This window comes from Vibrio sp. YT-17 (assembly GCF_033337375.1).
Lineage (GTDB): Bacteria > Pseudomonadota > Gammaproteobacteria > Enterobacterales > Vibrionaceae > Vibrio > Vibrio alginolyticus.
Window position 1 is genome coordinate 87,621 of the sequence record NZ_JAWOQP010000006.1, and the last position, 18,486, is coordinate 106,106.

The window sequence follows — 18,486 nt, forward strand, 5'->3', positions numbered from 1 at the left end:
GGACCTTGGCTTTTGAGAAAGTTTTTTATCGCTATTGATTCTGAGACATCAGAGCTTCAGCCGTCGCGTCTTGTATAGACAAAAACAACGAGTTGATTTTTCCAGTCGGTGTGCGCATTGGGTTCAACGTAACATTCTGGTACATAAACTCCGCTTGCTGCGTAACTGGTCGAACATTGCGACAGCAGAATAAGTAAGGTCGTTGTCGCCATGTGATGAAGCTGCGACAGCCTAGGTCATACACTGGTTTTGTTTTTAATTTAAACCACTCCTGTGGGATTTCAGGGAAGATATCAAATATAGAACGACCTATCGCATCATGAGACTGCAAACCACTGTGATGAGTCATAAACCCATTCCAGACCTGTACATTGTAATCTCGATCAATGACCACTAAGCCCATGTCAACGTTTTGTACCATATCCACCATCCAATGGAATTGTTCAAACTCTGCTGGCATATTCAACATTAGAACTCCTCCATTAGATAAGACAGTTTGTTATCAAGCAGCGGCAAGGATTCATCCACAAACATAAACAACAAGTCACAACGAATCGACGTTCCTTCAATGTTGTAGCTCACTTCGAATGTCATCGTGCGGCTGAATGCTCCAGTTGTAGATTCAATGATCGAGTCAATTGAGATATGCTGACCAAGGAGTACTGGTGGACTTTGGAAGAATCGGACTTCAGACTGCTCGCCTAAACCATTTAAGAACGACCCCACCAAAATATTAGAAATATCCATTAGCAGCTCAAGCTCTTCTAGCTCTTCGCTGTCTGCTGGTACTTTCATCAACTTTTTGAGATCAGATACGCTTGAATCACTCAAAATCACTAGCGCTTCGCCAGCAATACCTTCGCCACAAAATCCCTGACAAACACCCGATACGTTGTCATGCGACGCCAAGTCGCGTAGGGCCATGTGAAGTTCGCTCACTTCAAAGATATTGACGTTCGGCAGAGGTAGTTGCACAAACACATCAAAGTGACGCGCCAATGCATCGGCTGCTCGACCAATTGAAACGTTAGCCACTTCCATGTAAATATCGCGACGACGTAAAATCGGTAACTCAATAGAGACAGGCGTGATAATTTGAGGACGAGGTTCTGGCTCGACCAACTCTTTAAGCGCCTTCTTGAGTTCATCTTTGGCGATCGGTTTTTGAATAAACGCTTTTGCACCCAGTGCGAACACGCGCTCTTTCGCTTTAGGTTGGATATCCCCCGACACAACAACCACCGGAGTTTTATCCCCCAACCGTTGCATGTGCTCTAGTGTTTCAAAGCCATCCATTTCTGGCATGGTCAAATCAAGAAACATCAATTTAAACTCGTTTTTTTCGAGTTCTTCTAGCGCGTTTTTTCCGTGGATAGCAAACGTAATATCGGCATTCAATGTGGCTGGTAGTGATCTCGCCATCTGTTTGCGTGCTAACGCTGAATCATCACAGATGAGTACGGGAAAAGACATTCAATCACCTTTTTATATTCCACAATCTGCGCCGGAGTCTAACAGATTGTTACAGCATGTAATACGAGAAAACTGACGAGTTTTTTATTTCTTTATTATTCAATAAGCATACGCAATATGAATGAATGAGTGAACAAAATGACTAAAAAGCAAGCATCACATTCGCTGTTTAGTGACATAAAACAAACATGGGTAAAACTCCTCCACCCAAAGTAAGCAAAAAGTTGCAGCTAACATCCAAAGCCCATTTTTGCTCGAATTTCATTCTTTCCATTTCCATAATGGGTAAACAGTAACGCGCTAAAACTAAAAAGGCACCCTGCTAGAGGATGCCTTTAATAACAATTTCATCGATAAGATATCAATTCTATGGCACACCATGACCTTTAGAAGCCACCCATACGCGATACCATTGCTCTCGAGTAAGTTCGATGTTCAATGCATTAACTGCAGTTTGCACACGCTCGATTTTACCAGAGCCAATGATTGGAATAGGGTTAGATGGCAAACGACGTACCCAGGCATAAATTACTTGGTCAATACTCGCTGCGCCCACTTCTTCACGAATTGCTTCTAATTCGTTACGGACACGAACAGCTTGCTCACTGTCACCACTAAAAATTGAACCTCCACCGAGGCAAGACCAAGCCATTGGTCGCGTACGCAACATTTGCATTTGGTCAAGCGTTCCATCGTGAGCAACCTCAAAGTTAAGTGGGTTGATTTCCACTTGGTTAGTAACCAACGGCTTACCTAAGCGAGATTGCAGCAGTTCAAACTGGCGTGGAGTGAAGTTAGACACGCCAAAGTGCTTCACTTTGCCGACTTTATGAAGCTCAGAAAATGCTTCTGCAACCTCGTCTGCATCCATTAACACGTCAGGACGATGAATTAAAAGTACGTCGATTTCATCCACATTCAAACGTTCTAGCGAGTTGTTCACCGATTGGTAGATATGTGCTGAGCTCGTGTCGTAGTGATTGATCTTACGCTCTGGCGTTTTATCGCCACACAAATTGATGTCGCATTTCGTCACGATCTGAATTTGCTCACGAACACTCTTGTCTAAAGCTAACGCTTCACCAAACAACGCCTCACACTCGTAATTACCGTAGATGTCGGCGTGATCGACTGTCGTAATGCCTAACTCAATGTGTTGCTTAAGAAATGACAAACGCTCTTGAGCCGTCATTCCCCACTCAACTGCACGCCAATATCCTTGAACCAGCTCTGAGAACTCTGGGCCTTTTGGTGCAGTTACTACTTTTGCAACCATGGGTTTTCTCCTTCAATTGATCTGCATTCATCGTAGTCTTGTTTTCGTACCGGCTCAACGGGTAAACTTTCGCAATTCGAACTGGAGTACGAAATATGTCTTTTGCCCAACGCCTAGCCACCCTGATCGGAGAAGAAAGCATCAGCGGGTTCGCACGACGCGTCGATGTGTCTGAAGCTTTAATACGCAAATACCTTAAAGGCAGTGAACCTAGCCTAACTAAAGCAAATCAAATTGCAATGCGCGCCAATTGCTCTCTCGAATGGTTAGCAACGGGATGCGGTTATTTATATCGCCGTGCTGAAGTCGTGGATATGGATGCGTACAAACTTGCCTTTCAACACGTTATGAATCAGCCGTTGTCAGACGATGCAGAAGAGCTACACCGCAAGCTAATTGCAGGATATCAATACCTGCGCGCTCACAAAAAATCGGATGGTTTTTTGGATGAATCTGCAATGGCGACCTTCCTATCTCTCCATAAAGAATCTAAAAACGAGTCACTTTGACCTCGATAATTTCGCCATCACTGCGCAAGTGCACATTTAAGGACGGTGATGGCGTCAGAAACTCGTCCGGCTTTACCCAAAGCAAACTTCGAATCGTTTCTTGTGGATAGCGGTTCATCAACAAAATAACTTCTTTATCGACAAGCTCGGAAGATTTCTTTTCCAGAGCTTCAACGACATCATATTGCTCTTTTCCGATAGTGACTCTGCGTAAAACTAACCCATCCTTTCTTAAGTTGAGAAGTAAGTCATTCAGACGCTGCCACTCGTATTCAGTAAGAAACGAGAACTGAGCACTTTCTCTTCTCAAAATCACTTCACCATACAAGTGCTGCTGGTAGTACGAAAAATCATCCAAACAAAATGCGTTGATAAACGTTGAGTTGTCTCGCAACTGCACTTCGCAACCATACCAGCTTCCACTTTTTTCTATACGTTCTTTTAGATTGGAATATGGCATTGCTGACAACGTGTCTTGCCACCAGCTCGGCGTTGAAAGTGCCGGAAACGTTACCGAACAACAACATAAAGAAAGTAAGAGTCGAAGATAAAAGCGCATGCACTGCTCTAGTTGGTTGACATCGAACCAAGACATTACTAACTGCAAGAAAATGTTCAAGAGAAAAATAGTGGCAGGTGGTGATGAAAGTTATAACGCAGAAATTAAGAAGGCGCACATGTGCGTGCGCCTCTACCTCGTTACTCAATCGTGAGTGTGCGAATCGGCGATGTCTATTGATGCATCCCGAACATAAAACGAGGACTTACCGTAGGGTTTGAATCCATCCAAATTGTGTGTAAAACCTCACATCCCTCCTTCTGAAGCAGTCATGTTGCTTTACATTTAAAGCATGGTTCATTTTTCTCAAAAAACAAGTTTTTTATCCTAAATTATGAGAGCAATAGCACAATCTGAGTGAATGAATAATATCGCGACACTTCGAACACTCAATAGTGAAAAGCTAAATTGCATCTTTATTGATTAGGTCTAGACTCTGCGAAGCGTATACTTTCTTTCGTCCCTTCCCCCCAGCAACAGGAGAGCTTTTTAATGACCAAACGCGAGAGAATTGTGAAATCTGTGTTGGCGCACGTACCGAAAGATGCGATTAACCAGTTTGTCTCTCGAGGGTCAACATCATTTTCTGTTCTCATTATGGCCGCCATTGTGGGTACGTTGGCTGGTTTTGTCGGTACGTATTTCGAGCTTGCCGTTCATTTCGTTTCTGAAACACGAACAGAATGGTTAAGAAGCGAAATTGGAAATGTTCTACCATTGTGGCTGGCAGCGGTTCTCATTAGCGCACTTTTAGCTTTTATTGGCTATTTTCTTGTGCACCGCTTTGCGCCAGAAGCGGCAGGCTCTGGTATTCCTGAAATCGAAGGGGCAATGGATAATATTCGTCCAGTGCGCTGGTGGCGCGTGCTACCAGTAAAATTCTTCGGCGGCATGGGCGCACTTGGCTCTGGTATGGTGCTTGGTCGTGAAGGCCCAACCGTTCAAATGGGTGGTGCTGTTGGTCGAATGGTGACCGATATATTCCGGGTAAAGGATGACGATACCCGCCACTCCCTGCTCGCTTCTGGTGCTGCTGGCGGTTTGGCTGCGGCCTTTAATGCCCCACTCGCAGGCATTATGTTTGTTGTGGAGGAAATGCGACCTCAGTTTCGCTACTCTTTGATCTCAATTCGCGCAGTGATCATTTCTGCCATTATGGCGAACATAGTGTTTCGCGCCATCAACGGGCAAGACGCCGTTATCACTATGCCGCAATACCAGTCGCCAGAGCTTCAAGCCCTATGGCTGTTTTTATTGCTTGGCGCATTGTTTGGCGTGTTTGGCGTGATCTTCAATAAACTGATTACCGTAGCACAAGACAGTTTTGTCGCAATTCACAAAAACGATCGTAAGCGCTACTTGATTGTAGGTTCGTTACTGGGAGGCGTGTTTGGCTTGCTTCTTTTGTACGTACCCCAACTAACTGGTGGTGGTATCGGCCTTATTCCTGACATTACTAACGGTAACTACTCGGTATCCATTTTAGTTTTGCTTTTCTTTGGTCGTGTAATTACAACCCTGCTCTGTTTTGGTTCTGGTGCGCCGGGAGGCATCTTTGCACCTATGCTTGCTCTGGGAACCTTATTTGGCTATGCGTTCGGAGCAAGTGCTGATGTCTTACTCCCTGCGCTTGATATCGAGCCTGGTGTATTTGCGATTGCGGGCATGGGTGCCCTGTTTGCAGCAACGGTACGTGCACCGATTACAGGTATTCTGTTAGTGATTGAAATGACGAATAACTACTACTTAATCCTGCCATTGATCATTACTTGTTTGGGCGCTGTGATTATTGCTCAATTGTTGGGTGGACAACCTATTTACAGCCAGCTGCTGCATCGCACAATCAAAAACGAAAAGTTACGCCAACAGGATCTACCGGAGAATCAATCAACATAACATTCTCTTTGTTATCACTTCGCTCCAGACTATCGAAGGGTTTGGAGCGATAAACGCTGCATTTTTGCATCTTTTCCCAAATATTCGATACCAAACTCACAAAATTATCATTCTCTGATATTTGCTCACCACCTTTCATGAGAAACCCCTCTCCATACTTGTTAGTATTCGCTACTTAAATAGAGCATTTCATCCAAATCGTCATGTTTTGTTTCATTCAGGCAAAAATCAAATGGAGTAGATTTGAACTGGAGAAGACTTGTGCAGTTTTATAGTGTCCCGCCGTCTCAAGCCGCGTTGGCACTAGGTATGATAGGTTTAGGGCAAGCTTGGGCACTCTATGTTCCTGAGATTGGTGAACCGATACGCCCATTTTTGGCGTCACTCGGCGCACTTTTACTCGCCCCTGTACTCATAAAATATGCCGCTAATCCACGATTATTCATGGTCGACATTCGTCACCCGCTGAGTGGTAGTTTAATGGCACCAATGAGTATGGCGTTACTGATCCTTGCAGATTATCTTGCCGCTGTAGCGCCTATCATCGCTTATCCACTTTGGTTTATGGCGCTTTTGCTGCATTTTACTATGATGGTGCTGTTTTTTAGCTTTCAGCTAATGAACTTCAAAATGTCCAATATCGTACCGAGTTGGTTTCTTTATCCGGTGGGGCTGATCAGTAGTTCACTAGCCGGTTCTCAACTAGGTCACAACTTATTCTCCGAAACGTTAGCGATGATGTGCATCGGCATTTATTTCTTCATGCTGCCACTCGTGTTGTATCGTTTAGTGTTTTTCGGCTCTCTACCAAGGCGAGCAAGACCGACCCTCGCGATTATGGCCGCGCCGGTAAACTTGTCATTAGCAGCATACTTGGTGAACTTTCCCTTACCTGATCCGATACTAACAGGCGCATTGGCAGGGATCGCCATCACTATGACTTTATTGATCTACTTATGTTACTTCCGCTTACTTCGCTTGAAGTTTCAACCTTCTATCGCGGCAGTAACCTTTCCTTCCGTGATCAGCGCTATCGCAATGCATCGCTTAACCTCTTTTTTTGCCGAATCGCACCCTCACTGGCACTGGCTGCACGACTTTGGTTTTCTAGAGCTCAGTATCGCGACTGTATTGGTTGTTTGGGTATCGGCAGGTTACGTCAAAATGTATTGGCCAGAAATCATGAAGTCATTTTCTAAACAAGCATAAAAAAAGGATGGCGTTTGCCATCCTCTTAGAATAGTGCTTGGTTACCTAACGTAAACCATGCAGAAACTCGGCACGCGTTGCTGGGTTGCTTTTGAAGATACCGCCCAATGCTGTTGTCGTGGTTTCGCTGGTTGCATCCATCACACCGCGAGATTTCACACAGTAGTGTGTTGCGTCAATTGTCACTGCCACATCATCAGACTCAAGCAACGTTTGAAGTGCAACAAGAATCTGCTGAGTCATACGCTCTTGAACTTGTGGACGCTGGGCAAAGAAGCGAACGATACGGTTGATCTTTGATAGGCCAATGATCTTGCCACGTGGAATGTAAGCCACAGCCGCCTTGCCATCAATGGTCACAAGGTGGTGTTCACAAGTACTGGTCACTGTGATGTCCTTCACGCGAACCATCTCGCTCACGTTCATCTTGTTCTCAATCACCGTGATTTTAGGGAAGTTAGAGTAATCCAGACCGGAGAAGATTTCGTCAACGTACATCTTAGCAATGCGGTGTGGGGTTTCTTCTAGGCTATCGTCGGTAAGGTCAAGTTGAAGCAGACCTAAGATCTCACGCATGTGGTGTTCGATCTTCTCTTTCTTCTCTTCACGACTTACGTTGTTTGGACGCATTGGCGTTTCCAAACCGCGTTGCTCTAGCGCTTCTTTTACTAACTTCGCTGACTCGCTAAGACCTGACATTCCACTTCCTCTTTTGTTTTACTTCAGCCTTCGTACAAACCCAATCAAAATTGCATTCATACTTTTCGCTTTGAGTTGCTCAGTTCGTGTCTTTACACCAAGTCACATCAGATGAAGGTACTGAGCTGATTTTCTTGAGCTCCGCAGGTTTTTTACCCCTTTTGGATGGCTGACAAGGATACTCGGATTTTTGAATAATTACACCCATATTTTATAGGTGGACATTCTTACTCAGTCCCCTTTTATGGTAAAGTTGCCACAAAACAAAAGAACACAGGATTTTCTCAATGGGCTGCTGCGACGCACCTGGCTTGATGCCAATTGAAGAAGCGATGGACAAAATGTTATCGCGAATCAAACCTATCCAAACAACGCTTTCTCTTCCACTTGCAGACGCACTCGGTTTTGTACTGGCAGAAGACATTTTGTCTCCTATTCACGTACCACCATTCGATAACTCAGCAATGGATGGCTACGCTATTCGCATTCAAGATCTTGAGTCATCTTCTGTATTGCCTCTGGCAGGTAAATCATTTGCAGGACAACCTTTTGAAGGTGAATGGCCTCAAGGTACCTGTGTTCGCATCATGACTGGCGCAAAAATCCCACAGGGTTGTGATGCCGTTATCATGCAAGAAAATACTGAAGTGACAGATGATGGCATTCAGTTCAACCAAACCGACGTGAAGCCACAAAACAACATCCGCCCAACAGGTGACGACATCAAGCAAGGCGACATCGTACTTGCAAAAGGTGCACGTTTGACACCTCGCGATATTCCGATGATTGCGTCTCTTGGTATAAGCCATGTGACAGTAGTACGTAAGCCAAAAGTTGCTTTCTTCTCTACTGGTGATGAACTTAAACCACTGGGCGAGCCGCTAGACGAAGGCCAAATCTACGATAGCAACCGTTACGGTATTAAACCACTTATCGAGAACTTCGGTTGTGAAGCCGTTGATCTTGGCATCATTCCAGATTGCCCAGAGACTCTGAAAGCAACCTTTGAACAAGCGCAAACATTGGCAGATGTGGTTGTGACCTCAGGCGGTGTCAGTGTGGGCGAAGCGGATTACACCAAAGACATTCTTGAAGAACTTGGTGAAATCGGTTTCTGGAAGCTAGCAATCAAGCCGGGTAAACCTTTCGCGTTTGGTAAGCTAAGTACAGCTTGGTTCTGTGGTCTGCCAGGTAACCCGGTTTCTGCAGTCCTTACTATGTACGTGCTTGTCCAACCAATGCTGGCAAAACTTGCAGGCCACACCGAATGGAAAGCACCCGAATCTATTCCAGCAACAACCAAAACCGCCTTTAAGAAAGCGCCAGGCCGTACCGATTACCAACGTGGTATCTATACATTGGAAGATGGCAAGTTTGTCGTTGAAACAACCGGTAACCAAAGCTCTGGCGCATTCCGCTCAATGAGCCTAGCGAACTGTTTTGTTGTCTTGGAACGTGAGCGCGGCCGAGTTGAAGTGGGCGAAACGGTTCAGGTTCAACTATTCAACTCAACCCTTTACTAGGAAGACGTTGTGGATATTCTTTCCGATCAGGAAATGCTGCGTTACAACCGCCAAATCATTCTTCGTCAGTTTGACTTTGAAGGACAAGAAGCACTCAAACAAGCATCGGTATTGATGCTTGGTGCTGGCGGTTTAGGCTGCGCATCAAGCCAATATTTGGCGACTGCTGGTGTCGGTAAAATCACGCTGATTGATGATGATATCGTCGAGTTGTCTAACCTTCAGCGCCAAGTGCTGCACCACGATGCGGATATTGGTCGTAAGAAGGTAGACTCGGCGGCCAATGCACTACGTGAACTTAATCCGCACATTGTCGTAGATACCATCGCAAAACGTCTTGATGATACCGCGTTAGAGAGCCTGATTAAGCAACACACTATTGTTGTCGATGCATCAGATAACGTCGATACGCGCAATCAACTTAACCGCCTATGTTTTGCGACTAAAACACCGCTAATTTCAGGCGCGGCTATTCGTATGGAAGGCCAAGTGAGTGTGTTTACTTACGACGACCCAACTCAACCATGTTACCAGTGCTTAAGTGCCCTCTTCGGCAGCGGTGCGTTAAGTTGTGTCGAAGCCGGAGTCATGGCTCCTGTTGTGGGTATTGTTGGCGCAGTACAAGCGATGGAGACGATTAAAGTGATTGCTGATTACGGCCAACCAAAGAAAGGCAAAATTCTGATTTTGGACGCGCTCAGCATGTCTTGGCGAGAAATGAATCTGATGAAAATGCCAACCTGTCCGGTTTGTAGTTAGTTCTAAACCTCTAATCATTCCCAAAAAGCCCAACTCAATGTTGGGCTTTTTCTCATTTTGACAATCAGATTTACAACCCTTCTTCTTACAAATATTAAATCAATAAAATTCAACAACTTAAAACTTGGCACATTCCTTTCATTGCATATATCACGAACCAATGAGAGGGCGAATTATGAAAAGGACATCACTACTACTTGGGTCTCTAATAGCGAGCGCTTACGCACAAGCGGCGCCATTTGATACGTGCCCAAGCCAAGCATACCTGTTCCAATCAACCCCGGTTCAAATCTATGGCGTCAATTTGGTTACAGGCTCTACGACTCTTTTAGAGGACGACACAGGTTTGGCTTCGGGCATCAACGGTGTAGGCTTTAACTTCACTGACCGTTATATCTACGGCTACGACACCACAAACAAAAAGATTGTTCGTCTTGGTAAAGACTTCCAAGCAGAGACGCTTGATGTTTCGGGCCTTCCTACCGACCACACGTTTTACGTAGGTGACGTTTACAACCACGTCTACTACTTGTACCGCAAAGGCAAAGGACTTTTCTCCATTGACCTTTCTCCGCTCGATTCTGATCCAAATGCGACATTGAGCATCGTGAAAATCAGCTCAACAGCGACAGTGAACCTAACCGACTTTGCATTCCATCCAGGTGATGGCTCCCTTTACGGCATCGACAACAACTCTGGTGTGCTATATCAGTTCAACCCATCAAATGGTAGCGCAACTGCGATAGGTGACACAGGTGAGAAAGGCACATTTGGTGCTGGCTACTTCGATGTAAACGGCAACTACTATGTGTCACGTAACCAAGATGGCAAAATCTATCGCGTTGACCTTTCGGAAGGTAACGCAGCCAATATCGCAGCAGGTATCGTTCCTGCGGTTGAGTTTGTATCCAACGGTCCAAGCTCAAGCCAAAATGACGGTGCACGTTGTGCAAATGCTCCGGTGATTAACGAAGACGAGCCAATTGATTTTGGTGATGCTCCAGACAGCTACCACACAACACTTGCGTCAAACGGTCCTCGTCACGAAGTGGACGGTGTAACTTGGCTTGGTTCCGTCGCTCCAGATGGTGATGCCGACGGACAGGCAAACGATAACTCTGTGGGCACAGCCGATGAAGATGGTGTTGGTTTTGTATACGCACTTGATCCAGGCTTAAGCTCAATTGTGAATGTGACAGCTTCTACTTCTGGCTACCTATCAGCATGGTTTGACTGGAACCGCGATGGTGACTTTGATGATGAAGGCGAACAGGTCTTTACTGACCAATTACTGTCTGCGGGTAATAATCCCCTACCGTTTGTCGTTTCAACCGCTGCAACGGAAGGTTCAAGCTGGAGTCGATTCCGCTTTAGCCAACAAACCGGATTAAACTACGATGGTGGTTCGACATCTGGTGAGGTGGAAGATTACCCAATTACCATCACTGGTAATGGCTACTCAGTGGAATATTTCCCGAGTGCAGAAGATTACGCCACCGTGGCTTATGAAGATAATTGGCCATACACCGCAGACTACGACATGAACGATGTGGTCGTGAAATTCCGCATCACTGAAACCAGTCTTGCTGGTCATGTTGAGAATATCCAGATTACAGGTGACCTAGCGGCCTACGGCGCAAGTTACAAAAATGGCTTCGCAATCCGACTACCGGGTGTATTGAGAAGCTCGATTGAAAACGGATTAACAACGCTATCCTTCAATGGTGTAGAACAAGCATCTAATGGTTTGGAAAGTATTTCTGATGAAGCAATTTTCATCATCAGTGAAGACTTAAGCACATACGCGGCTAGCAGCTGTAGCTACTTCCGTACCGAGTCTGGCTGTGATGATAACGTTTCACTCACCTTTACCTTGAATGTGTACTTCACCGAAGGCTCTGACCGTTCAGCCATTCAAGCCATGCCATACGACCCGTTCATCTTCGCAACGCCGGGGACTTACCATGGCGATGGGATTACCTTCCAACCAGGCCGTAAATGGGAAGTTCACTTAGCAGACCAAGCACCAACAGAACAGTTTGATGACCAAAACCTCTTCGGTGTCGGCGTCGATGCAAGTGACCCTGCGCAAGGTGTGTACTTCAAAACAGCAAACAACTTACCTTGGGCACTGTTGATAGTAGAAGATTGGGATTGGCCGCTAGAGCGTGTAGATATGGTCGATGCATACCCTCAATTCCAAACTTGGGCTGAGTCTGGTGGCGAACGAAGCACAGATTGGCACACCGCTCCAACACCTAACAAATGCTACATTCCATAGGGAGATAACATTATGAAAGCACTTATCACAATCATCATGGGATTAGCACTAACGGCTTGTGGCGGTGGCGGCGGAGGTGGTAACAGTACACCACCTTCACCAACCCAAACCACCGTTGCAGAGGAAGACACAACCCAACAGGAAGAAACAACCGTAGAAGAGGCTACCGTAACTGTAGAAAATGCAACCATGCAGGACCTAGTAGTACCGGATGGCTTTAGCTACAACCCAGTGACGGAGGGTACGCTCAATGTAGACATCAGTGGTTTCTCTTCACAACGTGCACACCTAAGCGTGTACAAAGAGTTTGTCGAGAACAGTTCAGGTAACTACGATGCAAAATATCCAAGCAAAGTCGCATCGGTTCCACTCAACAACGGTACAGCAAACGTCGACTTTAATGTTTCTGATAGCCAAGGTAGCCTACTTGTTGAAATTTGGTTCTATGACGGCAGTGACCCAATTCAGAAAGTGATTACTTCTGGAGACAACACTTGGACCATGTAACTAGATAGATTGAAGGCATGGCGAAAGCGACCTTTCATCATAAATCTTCAATCTCAAGCTTAAAAATCGCATCGTTCTTTTGAACATGCGATTTTTTTGTTGTAAAACAGTAAGATTATCCACCTAGCAAACTAAAGACAATGCAAGCACTGATTAGTACTGATGAACTCAATAGCTTTCTCGGCCAACCTAACGTCAAGCTCCTCGACGCTAGTATTGCGTTTCAAATCCCTTCTGAAGGCAAAAAGATTCAAGATAAGTGGATTCCAAATACTTTACGCTTCGATTACGACAATGACTTTTGTTTACCCGGTTCTTCCCTGCCGCATATGATGCCAACAGAAGAAGGCTTCAACCAAAGTGCGCAACAACTCGGTTTGAACAACGAAGACTTGATTGTGGTTTATGACAACTCAGGCACTTTAGCGGCACCAAGAGCTTGGTGGATGTTCAAAGCCATGGGGCATGACAATGTCCGAGTCTTAAATGGCGGTCTTCCAGCTTGGATTGAAGCAGGACTCCCTGCCGAAAGTGCCCTATCGCAACCAAGCGAAGAAGGCAACTTTGCGGGCAAGCTCAACCAAAATGCCTTTTTGAGTGCACAAGATGTTCTTGCTCATTCAACCAATAAAAGTGCCAATATCATCGATGCTAGAGCCAAAGCTCGCTTCCTTGGTGAAGTGCCTGAGCCACGAGAAGGTCTACGTAGTGGGCACATTCCAAATTCGGTTTGCTTACCGTTTCAAGAACTCTTGGCCAACGGTCACATTAAACCAAATTCAGAGTTGCAACAGATATTTAGCGCACTAACGATAGATAGTGACAATTCGATTATTTTTAGTTGCGGTTCCGGTGTAACCGCATGCATTTTATTACTCGCGGCGTATCAAATTGGTCTAGACAATCTGTCGGTGTACGACGGTTCTTGGACCGAATGGGGTGCAGACCACTCTCTACCTATCGAGCGTTAAGACAAGTGTCTGTTTAACAAAGTATCTTACGTTTATCTAAAGATGATGTGTTCCAATATACTAAACGCAGCTTCTAAACCAAACTTGTCATTTCGAAATAGAAACTGGCTATGAGTGATTTGTCACCCCTCATAGCCTGACTACATCAAAAGCCGACTATTTCCGTTAGCGTTCAGATGTCGCGTTGCCGTGCATTTGCTCATCTAAGTTGAGCACGGTTAATGCGTTGCTAACGCTCGTGGCGATCACGTCTATCGCTCCAGTTCTTAATGCTCCGAGTAGAGCGAGTGGCTTGCTGTTCTCAGCTGCGATCGCAATGACTTCCGAGATCGGCCGAAACTCTTCAATACCAAGTCCAATTACTCGGTCACTCATTACCGTGTTCGCTACATTACCGTGAATATCAAAGAAGTCATAACCTGCAAAATCCCCTACCACACCTTGTTGAAGTCTCGACTGAACCACTTCATCAGGCGTAAACCAACCTAAGTCGACCATGTAACTGTTTTCGCTCATGTCACCAATACCAACCAAAGCGACATCGGCTTTACGTGCTAGGTCGAGCGTTTGTTTCACGGTTGCATTTTGCATAAAGGCCAACTTCTGTTCTCTGTTTTCTGCGTAAGCCGGCGCATAAAGTGTTTCAGAGGTTCCCCCATATTTCTTCGCCAACTGACGACAAATATGGTCGGCGTTATACATACCGCCACGCGGATGAATACCACCAATGCCACACACAAATTTACAATCACGCGGCGTAATAACACCAATATGGTGAGCGACAGACGACACGTTGCGCCCTTGTCCGACCGTCACCACCATGCCGTTTTTGAGCGTGCTAGTGAGATAATTGGACACCAATCCCGATACCTGTAGTCGTTGCGCTTCTTCATTCGGTTGATCAAGAGCAACAAGCGCGCGCTTAACGCCGAATCGCTCGATCAAACGTTGTTCGATCTTGGCGCTGAACACCGGATGGTATTTAACGGTAATTTCAACAATGCCTTCATCACGCGCCTGCTTGAGCATTCGCCCGACCTTTGCGCGTGATATGGCAAATTTTCTCGATATCTCTTCCTGAGTCGCACCGTCTTGATAATACGCGACGGAAATCTCTGTCAACAAATCCGTGTTTTCAATGGAAATATCTTGATTAGAACTGCTCATGGTTTCTCTCGCCCTTTAAGAGGATCGATATTGTATGCAATAAGTGAACATATGCTCATTGACTTAGCATATGTTCTTTATCAATTTAAACGCTACATTTGCTCATCGCAATAACATTTTCTCACTACAATTTTTTACCCTCTTGGACAACGCTCAAGCTTTGAACAATAAGGGCAAACGTTTATTTGGGTTAACCACTAAACACACAGTAAAAAAACGTTGATGAAGTTCACTATAAGTCCATTTCAGCGATTGACTTTCAGCATAGATAGGATAAATATGGACACATCATTTACTCAGCTATCGATCAAATGTTCATAGCATTTGTTCGGTAACGAAATTTTCCGTAGTTGGCTGAGCAGATGTCTCATTAAATGCGATGAGACGGTTAGCTAACTCGCTTGCAAATGCACAAGCTGTGATAACAAAAATCACGCTTAAGCCCATTTAAATAGGATGATCGATTATGAGCAACAAGTTAGAGCAACTTCGTAAACTAACGACTGTAGTAGCAGACACTGGCGAAATTGATGCAATTAAAAAGTATCAGCCAGAAGACGCAACAACTAACCCTTCTCTTATCCTTAAAGCCGCTCAAATCGCAGAGTACGCACCTCTAATCGATGCTTCAATCGAATACGCTAAAGCACAGAGCAACGACAAAGCTCAACAAGTTCAAGATACTTGTGACATGCTTGCAGTAAACATCGGTAAAGAAATCCTAAAAACTATCCCAGGTCGTATCTCTACAGAAGTAGACGCTCGTCTATCTTACGATATGGAAGGCAGCGTAGCGAAAGCTCGTCAACTAGTGAAAATGTACAACGATGCTGGCATCACTAACGACCGTATCCTTATCAAACTGGCTTCAACTTGGGAAGGCATTCGCGCAGCTGAGATCCTAGAAAAAGAAGGCATCAACTGTAACCTAACGCTTCTATTCTCGTTCGCTCAAGCACGTGCTTGTGCAGAAGCGGGTGTATTCCTAATCTCGCCATTCGTTGGTCGTATCATGGACTGGTACAAAGCGAAAGAAGGCCGTGACTTCGAAGCTCAAGAAGATCCAGGCGTACTATCTGTAACTAAGATCTACAACTACTACAAAGAATACGGCTACAAAACTGTAGTTATGGGCGCAAGCTTCCGTAACATCGGTGAGATCTTAGAACTAGCTGGTTGTGACCGTCTAACTATCGCTCCTGCTCTACTTGCAGAACTAGAAGCAGCTGAAGGTGAAGTAGTTGAGAAACTAGTTGATTCTAAAGGCGCAGCTGAGCGTCCAGCACCAATGACTCACGCTGAGTTCCTATGGGAACATAACCAAGACCCAATGGCTGTTGAGAAGCTGGCTGAAGGTATCCGCAACTTCGCCGTTGACCAAGGCAAACTAGAAGCGATGATCGAAGCTAAGCTCTAATTGCTTACCAAAAGCGAGTAGCCCGTCTACTCGCTTTTACCATCAACACTATTTTCAAAAAATTCTATTTGAACTTGTTTCGGCGAGTTCCCTCTATTTAAATCAAATATCGAGAAGTAATCACTATGGATCGTAAACATCTAGCAAATGCAATCCGTGCGCTAAGCATGGATGGTGTTCAACAAGCTAACTCTGGTCACCCAGGTGCACCTATGGGTATGGCTGACATCGCTGAAGTTCTTTGGCGCTCTCATCTAAACCACAACCCATCAAACCCTGAGTGGGCAGACCGCGACCGTTTCGTACTGTCTAACGGCCACGGCTCAATGCTGATTTACTCTCTACTGCACCTTGCAGGTTACGAGTTGTCTATCGACGATCTGAAAAACTTCCGTCAGCTTCACTCTAAAACTCCTGGTCACCCAGAGTATGGTTACGCGCCAGGTATCGAGACCACAACGGGTCCGCTAGGTCAAGGCATCACTAACGCGGTTGGTATGGCTCTAGCTGAAAAAGCGCTAGCAGCGCAATTCAACAAAGAAGGCCACGACATCGTTGACCACTTCACTTACGTGTTCATGGGCGACGGCTGTCTGATGGAAGGTATTTCGCACGAGGCATGTTCTCTTGCAGGTACTCTTGGTCTAGGCAAGCTGATCGCATTCTGGGATGACAACGGCATCTCTATCGACGGTCACGTTGAAGGTTGGTTCTCTGACGATACACCTAAACGTTTCGAAGCTTACGGCTGGCACGTAATTCCAGCAGTAGACGGTCACGATGCTGACGCAATCAACGCAGCAATTGAAGCAGCGAAAGCGGATCCACGTCCTACACTTATCTGTACTAAGACTATCATCGGTTTTGGTTCACCAAACAAATCTGGTTCACACGATTGTCACGGTGCGCCATTAGGTGCAGAAGAAATCGCAGCAACACGCAAAGAACTAGGTTGGGAGCACGGTCCTTTTGAAATTCCGCAAGAAGTCTACGCAGAATGGTCAGCGAAAGAAACAGGCGCAGCTAAGGAAGCAGCGTGGAACGAGAAATTTGCAGCTTATGAAGCAGCGTACCCTGAGCTGGCAGCTGAATTTAAACGCCGCGTAAACGGTGAGCTTCCTGCACAGTGGGAAGAGAAAGCAAGCCAAATCATTGCTGATCTTCAAGCTAACCCAGCAAACATTGCATCACGTAAAGCGTCTCAAAATGCTCTAGAAGCATTTGGTGCTCTACTACCAGAGTTCATGGGTGGCTCTGCTGACCTAGCACCTTCTAACCTAACAATGTGGTCTGGTTCTAAGTCTCTAGAAGCAAGCGACTTCTCTGGTAACTACATCCACTACGGCGTGCGTGAATTCGGTATGACAGCGATCATGAACGGTATCGCGCTACACGGTGGTTTCGTTCCTTACGGCGCAACATTCCTAATGTTCATGGAGTACGCACGTAACGCAATGCGTATGGCTGCGCTGATGAAAATTCAGAACATCCAAGTGTACACGCATGACTCTATCGGTCTTGGCGAAGATGGTCCAACTCACCAACCAGTTGAGCAAATGGCATCGCTACGCCTAACACCAAACATGAGCACATGGCGTCCATGTGACCAAGTTGAGTCCGCTGTAGCTTGGAAACTAGCGATTGAACGTAAAGATGCACCGACAGCACTTATCTTCTCTCGTCAAAACCTTGCGCAACAAGAGCGCACAGCAGAACAAGTAGCAGACATCGCGAAAGGTGCTTACATTCTGAAAGATTGCGAAGGCAAGCCAGAGCTAATCCTTATCGCAACAGGTTCTGAAGTTGAACTAGCAGTAGAAGCAGCAGCACAGCTAACTACTGAAGGTAAGAAAGTACGCGTTGTTTCAATGCCATCAACAGATGCATTTGACAAACAAGACGCCGCTTACCGTGAATCTGTACTGCCATCAGACGTAACAGCACGTATCGCAATTGAAGCAGGTATTGCTGACTTCTGGTACAAGTACGTAGGTTTCGACGGTCGCATCATTGGTATGACTTCATTCGGTGAATCTGCACCAGCCGGCGAACTATTCAAAATGTTTGGTTTCACGACTGAAAACGTAGTGAACACAGCAAAAGAGCTACTCGCGTAATTGCAGTAAAAAGATAGTCAGTTTTCTCTATTGCGAATGTGAAAACTGAAAAGCCCCACCAGCAATGGCGGGGCTTTCTTTTATCTGGCTCCTATTCGCATAAACGCAGCCAGGACATAAACA

The 18,486-nt window shown here is 45.6% G+C and carries 16 protein-coding genes; 10 read left to right on the forward strand and 6 right to left on the reverse strand.

Features of this window, described 5'->3' with window-relative positions; genetic code table 11:
* Positions 1-31: 31 nt before the first annotated feature.
* The 3 genes from R7F67_RS07970 to R7F67_RS07980 form a co-directional block, all read right to left on the reverse strand.
* Positions 32-469, reverse strand: coding sequence for a PAS domain-containing protein (locus R7F67_RS07970; protein WP_005373463.1), 438 nt, complete (start codon positions 467-469; stop codon positions 32-34).
* Positions 469-1,473, reverse strand: coding sequence for a response regulator (locus R7F67_RS07975; protein WP_005373466.1), 1,005 nt, complete (start codon positions 1,471-1,473; stop codon positions 469-471). The genes R7F67_RS07970 and R7F67_RS07975 overlap by 1 nt, the downstream gene beginning before the upstream one ends.
* 367 nt (positions 1,474-1,840) lie before the next feature.
* The gene (locus R7F67_RS07980; RefSeq protein ID WP_005387688.1) at positions 1,841-2,749 is read right to left on the reverse strand and encodes an aldo/keto reductase family oxidoreductase; all 909 of its coding nucleotides are present in this window, start codon (positions 2,747-2,749) and stop codon (positions 1,841-1,843) included.
* Positions 2,750-2,844: 95 nt separating this feature from the next.
* Between R7F67_RS07980 and R7F67_RS07985 the strand changes: the two genes are divergently transcribed.
* Positions 2,845-3,258: a helix-turn-helix domain-containing protein gene (locus R7F67_RS07985; RefSeq protein WP_005387686.1), complete on the forward strand. Its 414-nt coding sequence runs from the start codon at positions 2,845-2,847 to the stop codon at positions 3,256-3,258.
* On the opposite strand, the gene R7F67_RS07990 is transcribed toward R7F67_RS07985, so the two are convergent.
* Positions 3,239-3,853, reverse strand: coding sequence for a hypothetical protein (locus tag R7F67_RS07990; RefSeq protein WP_080996737.1), 615 nt, complete (start codon positions 3,851-3,853; stop codon positions 3,239-3,241). The two genes, R7F67_RS07985 and R7F67_RS07990, sit on opposite strands and share 20 nt — an antisense overlap.
* 456 nt (positions 3,854-4,309) lie before the next feature.
* Here R7F67_RS07990 and clcA point away from each other — a divergent pair, with 456 nt between their 5' ends.
* Both clcA and R7F67_RS08000 read left to right on the forward strand, forming a co-directional pair.
* On the forward strand, positions 4,310-5,713 hold the full coding sequence (clcA, locus tag R7F67_RS07995; RefSeq protein WP_053307249.1) for a H(+)/Cl(-) exchange transporter ClcA: 1,404 nt from the start codon (positions 4,310-4,312) through the stop codon (positions 5,711-5,713).
* Between the two features lie 261 nt (positions 5,714-5,974).
* Positions 5,975-6,922 carry a TDT family transporter gene (locus R7F67_RS08000; RefSeq protein ID WP_005373475.1) on the forward strand — a complete coding sequence of 316 codons (948 nt, stop codon included), beginning with the start codon at positions 5,975-5,977 and terminating at the stop codon, positions 6,920-6,922.
* 45 nt (positions 6,923-6,967) lie between these two features.
* On the opposite strand, the gene folE is transcribed toward R7F67_RS08000, so the two are convergent.
* Positions 6,968-7,621, reverse strand: coding sequence for a GTP cyclohydrolase I FolE (folE, locus tag R7F67_RS08005; protein WP_005373478.1), 654 nt, complete (start codon positions 7,619-7,621; stop codon positions 6,968-6,970).
* A 287-nt stretch (positions 7,622-7,908) separates the two neighbouring features.
* Between folE and moeA the strand changes: the two genes are divergently transcribed.
* The 5 genes from moeA (at position 7,909) to R7F67_RS08030 (ending at position 13,662) form a co-directional block, all read left to right on the forward strand.
* Entirely contained in the window at positions 7,909-9,144 is a 1,236-nt protein-coding gene (gene moeA, locus R7F67_RS08010; RefSeq protein WP_262627228.1) for a molybdopterin molybdotransferase MoeA, read from the forward strand.
* A 9-nt stretch (positions 9,145-9,153) separates the two neighbouring features.
* Positions 9,154-9,903, forward strand: coding sequence for a molybdopterin-synthase adenylyltransferase MoeB (gene moeB / locus R7F67_RS08015; protein ID WP_053349250.1), 750 nt, complete (start codon positions 9,154-9,156; stop codon positions 9,901-9,903).
* A 175-nt stretch (positions 9,904-10,078) separates the two neighbouring features.
* Positions 10,079-12,184 carry an LruC domain-containing protein gene (locus R7F67_RS08020; protein ID WP_318057143.1) on the forward strand — a complete coding sequence of 702 codons (2,106 nt, stop codon included), beginning with the start codon at positions 10,079-10,081 and terminating at the stop codon, positions 12,182-12,184.
* A 12-nt stretch (positions 12,185-12,196) separates the two neighbouring features.
* Positions 12,197-12,691, forward strand: coding sequence for a hypothetical protein (locus R7F67_RS08025; RefSeq protein ID WP_318057144.1), 495 nt, complete (start codon positions 12,197-12,199; stop codon positions 12,689-12,691).
* A gap of 140 nt (positions 12,692-12,831) precedes the next feature.
* Positions 12,832-13,662: a sulfurtransferase gene (locus tag R7F67_RS08030; protein WP_318057145.1), complete on the forward strand. Its 831-nt coding sequence runs from the start codon at positions 12,832-12,834 to the stop codon at positions 13,660-13,662.
* Positions 13,663-13,827: 165 nt separating this feature from the next.
* On the opposite strand, the gene R7F67_RS08035 is transcribed toward R7F67_RS08030, so the two are convergent.
* Entirely contained in the window at positions 13,828-14,829 is a 1,002-nt protein-coding gene (locus R7F67_RS08035; RefSeq protein ID WP_005387670.1) for a sugar-binding transcriptional regulator, read from the reverse strand.
* 466 nt (positions 14,830-15,295) lie between these two features.
* Here R7F67_RS08035 and tal point away from each other — a divergent pair, with 466 nt between their 5' ends.
* Both tal and tkt read left to right on the forward strand, forming a co-directional pair.
* Positions 15,296-16,246, forward strand: coding sequence for a transaldolase (gene tal, locus R7F67_RS08040; RefSeq protein WP_005373488.1), 951 nt, complete (start codon positions 15,296-15,298; stop codon positions 16,244-16,246).
* Positions 16,247-16,371: 125 nt separating this feature from the next.
* Entirely contained in the window at positions 16,372-18,363 is a 1,992-nt protein-coding gene (gene tkt / locus R7F67_RS08045) for a transketolase (RefSeq protein ID WP_005373489.1), read from the forward strand.
* The last annotated feature ends 123 nt before the right edge of the window (positions 18,364-18,486 follow it).